Here is a 15,479-nt window from a genome sequence, read left to right on the forward strand (position 1 = left end):
CTGTTTATCGGCTTTTTGTCATGATGTTGAGGTGTGAAATTTATCACATAATTAACTTTATTAACCTGATATTGTGATTTTTATAACATTATGACGTTAAAATTTCACCGGGAGAAAACAATGGATATTGCGGTTATTGGGTCAAATATGGTGGACCTCATTACCTATACCAATCAGTTGCCTAAAGCGGGCGAAACGCTGGAAGCACCCGATTTTTCCATCGGCTGTGGTGGCAAAGGTGCCAATCAGGCGGTGGCAGCGGCGAAGATGGGCGCCAGCGTGATGATGGTGAGCAAAGTCGGCGACGATCTGTTTGCGCCGAATACCGTAGCCAATCTGCAACAGCAGGGCGTTGATACCCGTTTTGTCACAACCGCGCCAGGTACTTCCAGCGGCGTGGCGCCGATCTTCGTTGACGATCAGTCGCAGAACCGCATTCTGATTATCAAAGGTGCTAACCAGCAGCTGAAACCGGCGGATATTGCTGCCGCCGCCGAGGCGCTGAAAAGCTGCCAGCTGATCATTCTGCAACTGGAGATCCCACTGGAAACCGTCTATTACGCCATTGATTTTGCCCGTCAGCACGACATCAAAGTGATCCTTAATCCGGCACCGGCGGTAGCGGATCTCAATATCGAATACGCCTGCAAATGCGACTTTTTCATGCCGAATGAAACCGAGCTGGAGATCCTCACCGGTATGCCGGTCACCACCGATGAAGAGGTGAAGCTGGCGGGGCAATCGCTGCTTAAACGTGGGCTGAAAAACCTGATCATCACGCTGGGCGGACGCGGTTCGCTGTGGATGTCTGGCGACAATGTGCATCAGGTTGCACCCACTGCGGTAAAAGCGGTGGACACCAGCGGCGCGGGCGATGCCTTTATCGGCTGCTTCGCCCACGAGCTGGTGAAAAGCGGCGATATTCCGGCCGCGATGGCGCAAGCCTCTGCTTATGCCGCCTGCAGCGTGACCGGTCGCGGCACGCAGCGCTCCTATCCCGACGCGGAAACCTTCCAGCGTTTTCTCAACGTTCACTGAGGTCGAGTTATGCAACCGAACATTGTTCAGCAATCTGATGGCTATCTGAATAAAACGCCGCTGTTCCAGTTCATTTTGCTCTCGTGCCTGTTCCCGTTGTGGGGCTGTGCGGCGAGTCTGAACGACATCCTGATCACCCAGTTCAAAAGCGTGTTCGCGTTAAGCGATTTCGCCAGCGCACTGGTGCAGAGTGCGTTCTACGGCGGCTACTTCCTGATCGCCATTCCGGCCTCATTGGTGATCCGCAAAGCCACCTATAAACTGGCGATTTTGCTGGGACTGGCGCTGTATATCGTGGGCTGCGTGCTGTTCTATCCCGCTTCGCACATGGCGACCTACACCATGTTCCTCGCGGCGATTTTCGCCATCGCCATCGGTTTGAGCTTCCTCGAAACCGCCGCTAATACCTATAGCTCGATGATTGGTCATCGCGATCACGCCACGCTGCGACTGAATATCAGCCAGACGTTCTATCCGGTCGGTGCATTGATGGGTATCGTGCTGGGCAAATATCTGGTGTTCCAGGAGGGCGACAGTCTGGAAAGTCAGCTGGCGGGCATGAATGCTGAACAGGCGCATGCGTTCCGTCTCACCATGCTGGAGCACACGCTGGAACCGTACAAATATCTGGTGATGGTTTTGGTGGTGGTGATGCTGCTGTTCCTGTTCACCCGCTATCCGCGCTGCAAGCCGGAAAGCAGTGAAAAATCCCTGCCGTCGCTCGGCGAGACCTTCCGCTATCTGGCGGCGAATCGTCACTTCAAACGCGGCATCGTGGCGCAGTTCCTGTATGTCGGCATGCAGGTGGCGGTATGGTCGTTCACCATTCGTCTGGCGCTGACGCTTGGCGCGATCAATGAACGTCATGCCTCTAACTTTATGATTTATAGCTTTATCGGCTTCTTTATCGGTAAATTTATCGCCAACTTCCTGATGACACGCTTCCGTGCGGAGAAAGTGTTGATTGCCTACTCGCTGCTGGGCGTTCTCGCGCTGGCGTATGTGATGTTTGTGCCGAACTTTACCGCCGTGTATGCCGCCATCTTTGTCAGTGCGCTGTTTGGTCCGTGCTGGGCGACGATCTACGCCGGTACGCTGGCGACTGTCGATAACAAATACACCGAAGTGGCGGGCGCGTTTATTGTGATGTCGATTGTCGGTGCCGCCTTTATTCCAGCGATTCAGGGCTTCGTCTCCGATCATCTGGGATCGATGCAGCTGGCGTTCGGCGTTTCGCTGCTGTGTTTCGCTTGGGTTGGTTACTTCTTCTGGGGCGAGCTGCGTCATAAAAAACAGGCGGAAGCGGCCGGTCGTTTAGTCGAGGAGATGCCATGAAAACCCGTTTACCGTTACGTCGTGAGCAGTTTCACGAAACGCCCGCCACGCTGCTGCGCAACGAGACGTTTCACGTCGAGCTGTTTCGCTATCCAGCCGGCGTGGAAGCGGTGCGCATCAGCAACCCACGCGGCACGGTGATCGTGCTGCCGTTTTACGGTCAGATGGTGTGGGACGCCAACTTTGACGGCCATTCGCTGACCATGGGCCACAGCTTTAAGCAGCCGCTGCCCGGCAGTTCGATTATTGATACCTACGGCTGTTTTGCTTTCCACTCCGGGCTGCTGGCCAACGGTTGCCCGGCGGAAGACGACGATCATCCGCTGCACGGCGAAATGGCCTGCGCGCGCATGGACAGCGCATGGATGGTGCTGGAGGAGGATCGCGTGTCGCTGGAAGGCGAAACCGAGTATGTGAAGGGCTTCGGCCATCACTATCTTGCCGCACCGGCGGTGCGCCTTGAGGCCAATGCGGCGCGCCTGCACATTGAGATGAACGTCACCAACCTGGCGGGTGCGCCGATGCCGCTGCAGTATATGTGTCATCTGAACAGCGCCTGGCTGGATCAAGGCCGTTTCCAGCAGTCGATCCCGACCGATGCGTTCCAGCTACGCAGCTCGATCCCGGCGCACGTCAAGCCCACGCCGCAGTGGCGCGCGTATACCGATCAACTGGCGCGCGATCCGCAGGCGTTTCAGCAACTCGATCAGCCGGAGATGTGCGATCCGGAGATCGTGTTCTTTGCTGACGATCTCCAGCAGTACGGCGATGAGATGCAGTTCGAACTGCACTCACCGCAGGGATTTGACCTGATGACGCGCTTCTCCAGCCAGCAATTCCCGCACGCCACGCGCTGGATGCTGCATAACCGCGATCAGCAGGTCGCCGCCTATGTGCTGCCGTCAACCTGCCGCCCGGAAGGTTTTAAAGCAGCGCAGCGCGCCGGCACGCTGATTGAGTTGGCACCTGGCGAACAGCGCCATTTCAGCGTTGAAACCGGGATTTTGTAATTCCATTCCATACACAATTCGTTGGGTCGCCATTTATGGCGACCAGGTCTCCAGGTGCGCATGAATGCGCACCCTACATAAACCGAACCTCAGGTTTGTAGGGGCGCCATTTATGGCGACCTGGTTTCCAGGTGCGCATTAATGCGCATCCTATATAAACCGCACCTCAGATTTGTAGGGGCGCCATTTATGGCGACCTGGTTTCCAGGTGCGCATTAATGCGCACCCTACGAAAAACGGTGCAACTAAATCGCCACTAACCCCCGTACACCATCGGCTTCCATGCTTGAACCGGCGCCGCGCTGCACGATCTCGCCGCGCGACATCACCAGATAGCTGTCGGCCAGTTCGGCGGCGAAATCGTAAAACTGCTCGACCAGCAGGATCGCCATATCGCCGCGCTGCGCCAGCTGGCGGATCACCGCTCCGATCTCCTTGATCACCGACGGCTGGATCCCTTCGGTCGGTTCATCGAGGATCAACAGCTTTGGTGAACAGGCAAGGGCGCGGCCAATCGCCAATTGCTGTTGCTGTCCGCCCGACAGATCGCCGCCGCGGCGTGCTTTCATCTCACGCAGCACCGGGAACAGTTGATAAATCTCCTCCGGCACCGCTTTGGCCTGTGCGCCAGAAAAACGCGCCAGCCCCATCAGCAGATTCTCCTCCACCGTCAGACGCGGGAAAATTTCGCGCCCCTGCGGCACATAAGCGATACCCGCCTGCACGCGCTGGTGCGGTTTGCGGCTGTTGATCACTTTATCCTGCCAGCGAATCTCGCCGGACTTAGCAGGAATCAGCCCCATCAAACATTTCAGCAGCGTGGTTTTGCCTACGCCGTTGCGTCCCAGCAGGCAGGTAATTTCACCCGGCTTCGCTTCAAACGACAGGCCGCGCAGAATGTGGCTGCCACCGTAATATTGATTCAGTTCCGCGACTTGCAGCATGTTAACGCCCCAGATAAACGTCGATAACCCGATCGTCCGCCTGCACTTCGCGTAACGATCCCTCAGCCAAAACCTGGCCCTGATGCAGCACGGTGACGTGATCGGCAATGGTTTCAACAAAGCCCATGTCGTGTTCGACCACCATCAGCGAATGCTTACCGGCGAGGCTGCGAAACAGCTCGGCGGTGTACTCGGTTTCGGCATCGGTCATGCCGGCCGCCGGTTCATCCAGCAGCAGCAGATGCGGGTCCTGCACCAGCAGCATGCCGATTTCCAGAAACTGCTTCTGACCGTGCGATAGCAAACCGGCTTTGCGCTGGCGTTCACCGCCCAGCCGCAGCAGTTTCAGCACCTCATCAATGCGATCCTGCTGCTCGCCGTTCAGTCGCGCACGCAGGCTGGCCCACACCGATTTGTCGTTTTTCAGCGCGATTTCCAGATTCTCAAACACCGTTAACGCTTCGAAAACCGTGGGTTTCTGGAACTTGCGTCCAATACCGGCACGCGCGATCTCCACCGGCGACATTTTGCTGAGATCGGTATCCTGGTCGTAGATCACCTGGCCATTATCCGGCCGGGTTTTACCGGTGATCACATCCATCAACGTGGTTTTTCCCGCGCCGTTGGGGCCGATCACGCAGCGCAGTTCGCCGACGCCGATCTTCAGCGAGAGATCGGTTAGCGCGCGGAAACCGTCGAACGACACGTTGATCTTCTCCAGCTGCAATACCGGATCGGTTTGTTCACGATGACGATCCGAGGGATGAGGTTGGGTAAACAGTTGTTCAGTCATCACGCCTCCGGCGCAGCAGGCCAATCACGCCACGCGGCAGGAACAGCGTGACCAGGATAAACATCAGGCCAAGGAAGAACAGCCAATATTCCGGGAAGGCGACGGTAAACCAGCTTTTGGCACCGTTGACAATGGCGGCACCGAGCAACGGACCAATCAAGGTGCCGCGTCCGCCCAGCGCCACCCAAATCGCCGCTTCAATCGAGTTGGTCGGTGACATTTCACTGGGATTGATAATGCCGACCTGCGGCACATAGAGCGCGCCCGCCAGCCCGCACAGCACCGCCGAGAGCGTCCAGACAAACAGCTTGAAGCCTTTGGGATCGTAACCGACGAACATCAGGCGGTTCTCCGCATCGCGCACGGCGGTCAGCACGCGGCCAAACTTGCTGCGTGCCAGCGCGAAGCCAATGCCGAGGCTCACCAACAACAGCAGCACCGTGGCGACAAACAGCCCGATGCGCGTGCCGGTCGCGGTGACGTTAAAGCCGAGCAGTGTAGTGAAGCCGGTGAAGCCGTTGTTGCCGCCGAAGCCGGTTTCGTTGCGGAAAAACAGCAGCATGCCGGCGTAAGTCAGCGCCTGCGTCATGATCGAGAAGTAGACGCCTTTGATTTTCGAGCGGAAGGCGAAGAAGCCAAACACCAGCGCCAGCAAACCCGGCACCAGCATGATCAGGCACAGCGCCCAGGCAAAATGTTGCGTGCCCGCCCAGAACCACGGCAGCTCGTTCCATGAGAGGAAAGACATAAACGCGGGTAAGCCGTCACCGGAGGCCTGACGCATTAAATACATGCCCATCGCATAGCCACCGAGCGCGAAGAACAGACCGTGACCCAGCGACAGCAGCCCGGCGTATCCCCACACCAAATCGAGCGCTACCGCAACCACGGCGTAACAGAGAATTTTGCCGACCAGCGTCAGCGTGTAGGTGGAGATCGCCAGCGGATGCGTGGCGGGCAGCAGGGCGCAGAACGGCAGCACCAGCAGCAGCGCGGTGATCACCACGCCAAGGCTGATGGTCAGGCGCGGCGCTTTGCGCGCAATGGTTAACGTCATTGGCTGGCTCATCAGTCAATCACCCTCCCTTTGAAGGCAAACAGGCCCTGCGGACGTTTCTGGATAAACAGCACGATCAGCACGAGGATGAGGATTTTGCCGAGCACTGCGCCAATCTGCGGCTCCAGCACTTTGTTGAGAATGCCGAGGCCAAAGGCAGCCACCACGGTGCCCGCCAGTTGGCCGACGCCGCCCAGCACCACCACAAGGAACGAGTCGATGATGTAGCCCTGACCGAGCTCCGGCCCGACGTTGCCAAGCTGCGACAGCGCCACGCCGCCGAGTCCGGCAATGCCAGAACCGAGGCCAAACGCCAGCATATCGATGCGTCCGGTCGGCACGCCGCAGCAGTCGGCCATCGCGCGGTTCTGCGTCACGGCGCGTACGCTAAGGCCGAGGCGAGTTTTATTCAGCAGCAGCCAGGTGAGGCCCAGCACGGCAAACACAAACAGGATCACCGCGATACGGTTGTAAGGCAGCACCAGATTCGGCAACAGCTGCAGCCCGCCGGAGAGCCAGCCTGGGTTCGCCACCTCCAGGTTCTGCGCGCCAAACAGCATGCGCACCAGTTGAATCAGCATCAGGCTGATGCCCCATGTCGCGAGCAGCGTTTCCAGCGGACGTCCGTACAGATGGCGGATGATGGTGCGCTCCAGCAGCATGCCCATGCAGGCGGTGACCAGAAACGCCACTGGCAGCGCCAGCAGCGGATACCACGCCAGCCACTGCGGTGCGAACTGCTGGAACAGGCTTTGCACAAACCAGGTCGCGTAGGCGCCCAGCATCAGCATTTCGCCGTGCGCCATATTGATCACGCCCAGCAAACCGTAAGTAATGGCAAGGCCCAGCGCCGCTAATAACAAGATCGAACCCAGCGACAGGCCGGTAAACGCCTGACCGAGCAGATCGCCCCACATCAGGCGCTGTTTAATCTGCTTCAGGCTGGCGGTGGCGGCGTCACGCACGTTGGCATCGGGCTCATTGCTGGCCTGAGTCAAGCGCGTGAGGCTGGCCTGCATATTGGGATCGCTGGATTCGCCGAGCAGTTTGACGGCTTTGAGGCGCAGCGCCGCATCCGGGCTGGCGAGTTGCAGATTGGCCGCTGCCATGAGCAGTACGTCGTGCACTTTCGCGTCTGTTTCCTGCACGAGACGCTGTTCAATCAGCGGCAGCATGTCAGCGACGCCATCGTTTTGCAGTTGTTGTGCGGCACGTAAACGGATCGCGGCATCGTCGCTCACCAACTGGTGGGCGGCGAGGGCGCTGGCGATCAGCACGCGCAGGCGGTTATTCATAAACAGCTTTTTGGTCTCGCCGCTGGGCTGTTGCGCGCTGTCGAGCGGCTGCAACGTCTCGCCCTGTTTGCTGAACGGCTGCTGTTTTTGGTCGATGACCACGGTTTCATTGCGCAGCGCCTGCAGCAGCGGCAGGCGATTAGCCTGCGGTGCGGCGGCCCACTGCTGGAGCAGCGTGGCTTGTTGCGTGCGGCTGGCGGCCGCGAAGTCTGCGCCATCGCCCGCCTGGGCGAGCCAGGGCAGCAGTAACAGCAGACAGCAGAGATAACGGCGGATTGTCATGGTTCTGGCCCTGATGGTTTGTTAGGTGCGGTTTGATGCCCTCACCCCGACCCTCTCCCACGGGGAGAGGGAGACGCTGCCAAATGCAAGCTCGATCCATTCCCTCTCCCGCTTGCGAGAGAGGGTTAGGGTGAGGGCTTACTGTGTTGATTTCACCGGATGATCAGGCTTCTTATCGTTACCCGCGATGTACGGGCTCCACGGCTGGGCGCGCACCGGTTGCTGGGTCTGCCACACCACGTTGAACTGACCGTTCTCTTCCACTTCGCCAATCATCACTGGTTTGTGCAGGTGATGGTTGGTTTTATCCATGGTCAGGGTGAAACCGTCTGGCGCTTTAAAGGTCTGTCCCGCCATCGCCGCGCGCACTTTGTCCACATCGGTGGTGCCCGCTTTCTCTACCGCCTGCGCCCACATATGCAGGCCAACGTAGGTCGCTTCCATCGGATCGTTGGTCACCACGGTGTTAGCGTTCGGCAGGTTGTGCGCCTTGGCGTATGCGCGGTAATCCGCAACAAATTTGGCGTTGGTTGGGTTATCAACTGACTCGAAGTAGTTCCACGCCGCTAACTGTCCGACCAGCGGTTTGGTATCGATGCCACGCAGTTCTTCCTCGCCGACCGAGAAGGCGATCACTGGAATATCCGTGGCTTTGATGCCCTGGTTGGCGAGCTCTTTGTAGAACGGCACGTTGGAGTCGCCGTTGATGGTGGAGATCACCGCCGTTTTGCCACCGGCAGAGAACTTCTTGATGTTGGAGACGATGGTCTGATAATCGCTGTAACCAAACGGCGTATAGACCTCTTCGATGTCTTTATCCTGTACGCCTTTGGTGTGCAGGAAGGCGCGCAGAATCTTGTTGGTGGTGCGCGGATAGACGTAGTCGGTGCCCAGCAGGAAGAAGCGTTTTGCGCTGCCGCCGTCTTCACTCATCAGGTATTCCACCGCCGGAATCGCCTGCTGGTTCGGCGCGGCGCCAGTGTAGAACACGTTCGGCGACATCTCTTCGCCTTCGTACTGCACCGGATAGAACAGCAGGCCGTTCAACTCCTCAAACACTGGCAGCACCGATTTACGCGATACTGAGGTCCAGCAGCCAAACACCGCCGCCACTTTGTCCTGGGTCAGCAGTTGGCGCGCTTTTTCGGCAAACAGCGGCCAGTTAGAAGCCGGATCGACCACCACCGGTTCCAGCTTTTTGCCCAGCACGCCGCCTTTGGCGTTGATCTCATCGATAGTCATCAGCGCCACATCCTTCAGCGGCGTTTCGGAGATCGCCATGGTGCCGGAGAGCGAGGACATAATGCCCACCTTGATGGTGTCAGCAGCCTGTGCCGCGAAGGCAAAGCCCATGCTGGCAACAGAGGCAGAGAGCGCGAAAGCCTTGAGCAACGAACGTCTTTTCATCAGTAAACCCCTCACTATGTTTGTATTGTTATTCAATGGGTTGAAGTCGAGCCTGCTGTAACATATGCAATGTGATCTTTCTGACCTCTGCCTTACTGACGGCGATGTGGTCGGTTAAAATGCGCTGCGCCTCCTCGGTTTGTTGCTGGAAAATCGCCCGTAAAATCTGAGCGTGCTCGCGGTATGTCGCCTCCATGCGGTCGTCACGGGTAAAATCGAGACGGCGAATGATGCGGATTTTTTCGGTCAGTTCGGCGTGGATGCGCGCCATCTCCTGATTGCCAGCGGCGGCCACCAGCGCCATGTGGAAGGCTTCATCCTGCGCTGAAACCGCTTTGCCATCGGCCAGCGGCGGCGCATCGATCCAGAAGCTTTTCAGCGCGGTCAGCATGTCGATGCACTGCGGTGTGGGCAGCGCGCACAAGCGGCGCACCGCTTCGCACTCCAGCACGGTGCGAAAGTCGTACAGCTCTTCGAAATATTCGAAGTCGAACGGCTTCACCTGCCAGCCGCTGCGGAACCACACTTCGACGTAGCCCTCGCGCTCCAGCCAGAACAGCGCCTGACGCACCGGCGTGCGGCTGACTTCCAGCCGATCGGCGATTTCGTTTTCGCTGAAGCGGTCGCCCGGCATCAGTCGAAACTCAAAAATGTCCTGCTTCAGCGCCTGGTAAACCTTCTCGGCCAGCGCTTCCGGACGACCTTTGCTACGAGGGCTCGTGTTCATGCAAACTCCTTATTCCAGCCACAGCAGAGCATCGCCCGGACTCACCGGACGTCCTGCCTGGCAGGCAATGCGTTTCACCGTGCCTGCCTGCGGCGCGACAATCGCCAGTTCCATTTTCATCGCTTCTACGATGATCAGCGTTTGACCGGCTTCCACCGCGTCGCCCGGCTGCACCAGCACTTTCCAGATGTTGCCGTTCATATCGGCGCACACCGCCAGCGCATTGTCGTCGGCTTCAGCCACCACCAATGTCTCTTCGCTGGTGAGCGGCGCGTTCTGCTCTTCCTGCGCCCACAGCGTCACTTCCTGTTCGAAGGCGGCAGACTGACGCTGGCGGAAGTCGCTGATCGACGCGGCGTTTTCGGCGAGGAATTGATGATGGGCGGCGAAGTCGAATACCGTTTCTTCGATGCGCACCGTGGCGCGGCCTTCGCGGAAGTCATCGCGCAGCTGCGTCAGTTCATCTTCCGTTACCGGGTAGAAGCGCACCTGATCGAAGAAGTGCAGCAGCCACGGCTCGTCGGCCGAGAACTGTTCGTTCTTGAGGAACTTGTTCCAGATTGGCAGCGTGCGGCCCACCAGCTGATAGCCGCCAGGTGAATCCATGCCGTAGATGCACATGTACATGCCGCCAATGCCGACCGTGCCTTCGGCGGTAAAGGTGCGCGCCGGGCTGTATTTGGAGCTCAGCAGGCGATGGCGTGGATCGATCGGTACCGCGCAGGGCGCGCCTAGATAGACATCGCCGAGGCCGAGAATCAGATAGCTGGCATCGAAAATCGTGTCGCGCACCGCTTCACGGCTCTCTAAACCATTAATACGCTGGATAAAGTCGACGTTATTTGGCAACCACGGCGCACTGGCACGCACCGTTTCTTTGTAACGTTCGACCGCGCCGAGCGTGGCACTGTCTTCGAAGGCCATCGGCATCCAGACAATGCGTGACGGCACTTTCAGCTGGCTGACATCGCCGAGCCCGGCTTCCAGTTCCAACAGCAGCTGCATCAGCTGTTTCTGGCTGAGAATCAGGCTGTCGTAGCGCACCTGCAAAGAGCGCACGCCCGGCGACAACTCTTCCACGCCCGGCACCGCGCGTTCACGCAGCGCATTCATCAACAGATGCACGCGCAGACGCAGCGCCAGATCCAGCACGTTATCGCCGTACTCAATCAGCACATATTTGTCGCCAGCCTGGCGATAAACCGCCGCTGGCGTGGTTGCCGTGGCGGGGAGCGCAGCCAGCAAGGTGGCGGAACCGATAGCGCTGGCCGCTAAAGAGGGCACCTCAAAGGCTGGCGCGTGGCTGCTGCGCAGGGTGGCCACGCTGTGCGCCTGGGCTTTTTCCAGCGCCACCGCTTCGTCGGCGCTGATCGGGTGGAAGCGGATTTTATCGCCCGGTTTCACCTGACCTACTTTCCACAGCTCAGCTTTGGCGATGGTTACCGGGCAGACGAAGCCGCCGAGGCTTGGGCCGTCGTGCGTCAGGATCACCGGGAAGTCGCCGGTGAAGTTCACCGCGCCGATGGCATATTCGCAGTCATGCACGTTGGAGGGATGCAGACCGGCTTCGCCGCCGTTGGCGCGCGTCCACGTCGGTTTCGGGCCCACCAAACGCACGCCGAGGCGGTTGGAGTTGTAGTGCACCTGCCAGTCGCTGGCAAAGAACTCATCAATTGCCGCCTGGGTGAAGAAATCCGGTGCGCCGTGCGGTCCATACAGCACGCCGATGCGCCATTCGGTGCCGTAATGCGGCACCAGCGCATGATCGAGCGCCTGCGGTGCACTGACCGGTGCGGGCGTGGTGCAAGCGGCGAGCTGCGGCTGGGAGATTGGCAGCATGTCGGCGACGCGCAAGGTGCGTCCGGCGTGGCCGCCAAACTGGCCGAGGGAGAAGGTGGAGCGGCTGCCGAGATATTCCGGCACGTCGAACCCGTTGCGCACCGCTAAGTAGGTGCGACAGCCGCTTTGTGCACGGCCCAGCGTCAGCGTTTGTCCTGCTTTGACGCTAACGGGCTGCCAGTACGCAATGCTTTCGCCATCGACGTCGGCTGGGCAATCGGCGCCTGTTAGGGCAATCACCGCATCGCTGTGGAAGCGCAGCGTGGGGCCTTGCAGAGTGAATTCCAGACCGGCTGCGCTGTCGTGGTTACCGACAATGCGGTTGGCGAGGCGGAAGGCGAAATCGTCCATTGGTCCGGACGGCGGCACGCCGATATCCCAGTAGCCGAGGCGGCCAGGAAAATCCTGAATGCTGCTGAAGGTGCCGGGTTGCAGCACTTCAATCACGCTGGCGGCGGGCGTGAAGCTATCAAGGAAGCGCGTCCACACTTTGCCGCTGCGGAAGGCGTCGGTGGCGACGATCTGGCGCAGATAATCAAGGTTGGTGGCGATGCCATGCAGTTGGGTGGCGGCCAGCGCCTGCTGCATCTTTTCCAGTGCCGCTTCGCGCGTGTCGGCATGCACGATCAGCTTGGCGACCATCGGATCGTAATACGCCGAGACTTCGGTGCCGGTATCGATCCAGCCATCGACGCGCACATCATCCGGAAAACAGACGCCGGTCAACACGCCTGGACTTGGCTGGAAGTTTTTCAGCGGATCTTCAGCGTAGATACGCACTTCAATCGATGCGCCTTGCGGAGCCTGTTGCAGACGCGCCCAGTCGATGGCATCGCCAGCGGCCACTTTCAGCATACACTCGACTAAATCGAGGCCGGTAACGCATTCGGTGACCGGATGTTCCACCTGCAAGCGGGTGTTCACTTCAAGGAAGTAGAACGCATCTTGCTCAGCGTCGTAGATATATTCCACGGTACCGGCGCTGCGATAGTTCACCAGCTCGCCGAGGCGTACCGCGGAAGAGAGCAGCGCTTCACGCGTTGCCTGCGGCAGATTGGGTGCCGGCGTCTCTTCCACCACTTTTTGGTTGCGGCGCTGCAACGAGCAGTCGCGTTCGCCGAGCGCGATCACTTTGCCGCTGCCGTCGCCAAAAATCTGCACTTCGACGTGGCGCGCGCGGTCGATGCAGCGTTCTAAAAACACGCCTGCATCGCTGAAGAACTGCTCGCCCAGACGGCGCACGCTTTCCCACGCATTGCCCAGCGCATCGGCGTCGGCGCAGCGCGTCAGGCCAATGCCGCCGCCGCCCGCCGTACTTTTCAGCATCACCGGATAGCCGATGGTGTCGGCGGCGCTTAAGGCTTCTTCCAGCGAACTCAGCAGCGGCGTTCCCGGCGTCATCGGCACGCCCGCGCTGGCGGCTAACTCACGCGCGCGGTGTTTCAGGCCAAACTCGCCAATCTGTTGCGCGGTTGGGCCGACAAAGGCGATGCCGGCTTTTTCACAGGCATCGGCAAACGGCAGGCTTTCTGACAGGAAACCGTAGCCCGGCCAGATGGCTTCCGCACCGGTCTCCTGTGCGGCGGCGAGGATTTTATCGATGCGTAAATAGCTGTCGCTGGCTTTGTCACCGCCGAGGGCGATGGCGACGTCAGCTTCTTTGACGTGGCGCGCGTTGCGATCGGCATCGGAATAGACGGCAACGCTTTTCACGCCGAGGCGTTTTAAGGTGCGAATGGCGCGGCAGGCGATTTCGCCACGGTTAGCAATCAGAACGGTGCTGAACATGCTTATTTACTCCCCTGAGATGCCAGCCAGTTGCGCCAGCCGCCAAATTCGGTAATTTCCAGCGCCTGCGACAGCACCGCCGGTTCACAGATAAAGCCTTTGACGATGCGTCCGTCGGCCAGCGTCAACGAGCCAATGCCGAGCGGCGCCGGGATTTCCGCCACGAACTCGCCAAAGCGCGCCAGCGGGATATCCCACAGTTCCACAGTGATCGCCGCACCGCTTTCGCCACGCAGCAGGCCTGGCTTCTTAATCGGGCCATCGAGCAGGGCGAACAGGCGGTAATTGCTGGCGGTTTGTGTCTCTTCGACTAAAACCGCCTGGCGTGTTGTGAGCTGGAAGTTGAGCGGCATGCCGGTGAGATGCGCGCCCACCACCGCCACGCGGACGTGATCGGCGGACACTGGCAATGCGCCTTGCTGAGCAGGCTGCGCTTTGCCGGTGGCACCGAGCGGCAGCGCCATCTGCTGCTGCCAGCGCAGGCCAAAACCGGCCAGCGCACGATCCTGCCAGGCAGGCGCAATCAGCGTGATGCCGGCAGGCAAACCATCGGCGCGGAAGGGCGCAGGCAGCGCCAGCGCGCTGAGATCGGCGAGGTTGGTGAAATTGGTGTAGGTGCCGAACTGCGAGTTGTAATGCACCGGCTCCTGCTGCATTTCGGCCAGCGTATGGATGGTTGGCGAGGTGGGCACCACCAGCGCATCGAACTGCGCCAGCGTTTGCTGAATCTGGCGCGTCAGTTCGGCGCGCAGGTATTCCGCCTGATAGGCTTCGACCGCAGTGTATTTCAGGCCGCTGCTGACGATGCCGTACACCACCGGATCCATCTCTTCCGGACGATTGATCATCTCGCCCACCGCCACGGTGCGTTCGGCAACCCACGGACCGTAATAGAGCTGCTCGGCGAGTTGATGGAATAGTGAAAAGTCGATCGGATGCAGCGTTGCGCCGCCAGCCTGCAATTGCTCCAGCGCCGCCAGCCAAGCGGCTTCGGCCTGTTTGTCGCCGAAGAACTCGGGCGTGGCGGGAATGGCGAAATCAGGCTGCGCTTTGAAGCTGGCGGGCGCGGTGTGCGGATTGCTGCGCGAATAGGCATCGCCCGCGTCATAGCCGCCCGCTGCCGTGGCCACCGCGAAGGCATCTTCGACCGTTAATGCGAACACGGAAATGGTGTCATTGAGGCGGCAAGCCGGTACCACACCGCTGGCGGAGAACCAGCCTTTGGTCGGTTTGAGGCCAACGATGTTGTTGAAACCGGCGGGCACGCGGCCCGAACCGGCGGTGTCGGTGCCGAGCGAGAAGCCCACCAGACCGCGCGCCAGCACCGACGCTGAACCGGAGCTGGAACCGCCGCTGACGTAATCAGGGTTGAAAGTGTTGCTCACTGCGCCAAATGGCGAACGCGTGCCGACTAAGCCGGTGGCGTATTGGTCGAGGTTGGTTTTGCCAATCACCACCGCGCCTGCTGCTTTGAGCTGCGCGACGACAAAGGCATCGGCTTCGGCGGTGTAGGTGAAGGCGGGGCAGGCGGCGCTGGTTGGCCAGCCGGCAACATCAATATTATCTTTTACCGCAAACGGTACGCCGAATAGCGGCAACGCGGCCGGGTTGCGCTGATAGCTCGCCAGCAGCGGTTCAATTTGTGCCTGCAGCTGCGCGGGCGTGGCGAGATAGAGCCAGGCGTTATCCTGCGCGTCGATTGCGTCGAGATGGGCCGCCAGCAAGGCGGTAATTTGTTGTGGATCCTGTTGGTAACTGCGTTGCCAATCCTGGAGCGTAAAGCCAAAGGTCGATGCCATGAGTGAATTCCAACTGGTATACAAGATGGAATTCAACAGAGCAAAGCGCGTGCCATTTTTGTAAGCCGATGAAACCGCGTAGTTAATTGATGTGTAATAAGTTTTCCTGATGATAAATTGCACAACGGCGGCGCAAAGGCTGCGCAATGGCGGTGCGCGAGCGTA

Annotated in this window: 11 protein-coding genes; 3 read left to right on the forward strand and 8 right to left on the reverse strand. The window is 59.5% G+C overall.

Translation table 11 applies throughout. The features are described 5' to 3' along the window. Positions 1-120: 120 nt before the first annotated feature. Genes rbsK through BM323_RS12115 form a run of 3 tightly spaced genes read left to right on the forward strand, consistent with a single transcriptional unit; the run spans position 121 to position 3,383 of the window. Entirely contained in the window at positions 121-1,038 is a 918-nt protein-coding gene (rbsK, locus tag BM323_RS12105) for a ribokinase (protein ID WP_008101755.1), read from the forward strand. Between the two features lie 9 nt (positions 1,039-1,047). Continuing rightward, positions 1,048-2,373, forward strand: a complete 1,326-nt coding sequence (gene fucP, locus BM323_RS12110) for an L-fucose:H+ symporter permease (protein ID WP_008101752.1) — start codon at positions 1,048-1,050, stop codon at positions 2,371-2,373. Next, positions 2,370-3,383, forward strand: coding sequence for an aldose 1-epimerase family protein (locus BM323_RS12115; RefSeq protein WP_008101744.1), 1,014 nt, complete (start codon positions 2,370-2,372; stop codon positions 3,381-3,383). Before fucP ends, BM323_RS12115 begins: the two co-directional genes overlap by 4 nt. 245 nt (positions 3,384-3,628) lie before the next feature. Here the strand turns inward: BM323_RS12115 and urtE are convergent, their stop codons facing one another. The 8 genes from urtE to atzF all read right to left on the reverse strand — a co-directional run bounded on the left by urtE (position 3,629) and on the right by atzF (position 15,314). Further along, positions 3,629-4,327 carry an urea ABC transporter ATP-binding subunit UrtE gene (gene urtE, locus BM323_RS12120; RefSeq protein WP_008108711.1) on the reverse strand — a complete coding sequence of 233 codons (699 nt, stop codon included), beginning with the start codon at positions 4,325-4,327 and terminating at the stop codon, positions 3,629-3,631. A 1-nt stretch (position 4,328) separates the two neighbouring features. Beyond that, entirely contained in the window at positions 4,329-5,120 is a 792-nt protein-coding gene (gene urtD, locus BM323_RS12125; RefSeq protein WP_061718176.1) for an urea ABC transporter ATP-binding protein UrtD, read from the reverse strand. Next, positions 5,113-6,189, reverse strand: a complete 1,077-nt coding sequence (gene urtC, locus BM323_RS12130; RefSeq protein ID WP_008108709.1) for an urea ABC transporter permease subunit UrtC — start codon at positions 6,187-6,189, stop codon at positions 5,113-5,115. The genes urtD and urtC overlap by 8 nt, the downstream gene beginning before the upstream one ends. Then, the gene (gene urtB, locus BM323_RS12135; RefSeq protein WP_008108708.1) at positions 6,189-7,754 is read right to left on the reverse strand and encodes an urea ABC transporter permease subunit UrtB; all 1,566 of its coding nucleotides are present in this window, start codon (positions 7,752-7,754) and stop codon (positions 6,189-6,191) included. The genes urtC and urtB overlap by 1 nt, the downstream gene beginning before the upstream one ends. 138 nt (positions 7,755-7,892) lie before the next feature. After that, positions 7,893-9,161, reverse strand: a complete 1,269-nt coding sequence (urtA, locus tag BM323_RS12140; RefSeq protein WP_008108706.1) for an urea ABC transporter substrate-binding protein — start codon at positions 9,159-9,161, stop codon at positions 7,893-7,895. Between the two features lie 28 nt (positions 9,162-9,189). Then, entirely contained in the window at positions 9,190-9,888 is a 699-nt protein-coding gene (locus tag BM323_RS12145) for a GntR family transcriptional regulator (RefSeq protein WP_008108704.1), read from the reverse strand. 9 nt (positions 9,889-9,897) lie between these two features. Then, positions 9,898-13,515 (reverse strand): urea carboxylase, encoded by a 3,618-nt coding sequence (gene uca, locus BM323_RS12150; RefSeq protein WP_008108701.1) that lies wholly within the window; start codon positions 13,513-13,515, stop codon positions 9,898-9,900. Between the two features lie 2 nt (positions 13,516-13,517). Then, positions 13,518-15,314, reverse strand: a complete 1,797-nt coding sequence (atzF, locus tag BM323_RS12155; protein ID WP_008108699.1) for an allophanate hydrolase — start codon at positions 15,312-15,314, stop codon at positions 13,518-13,520. Positions 15,315-15,479: the final 165 nt, after the last annotated feature.

It is taken from the genome of Pantoea sp. YR525 (assembly GCF_900116775.1).
Classification (GTDB): Bacteria; Pseudomonadota; Gammaproteobacteria; order Enterobacterales; family Enterobacteriaceae; genus Pantoea; species Pantoea symbiotica.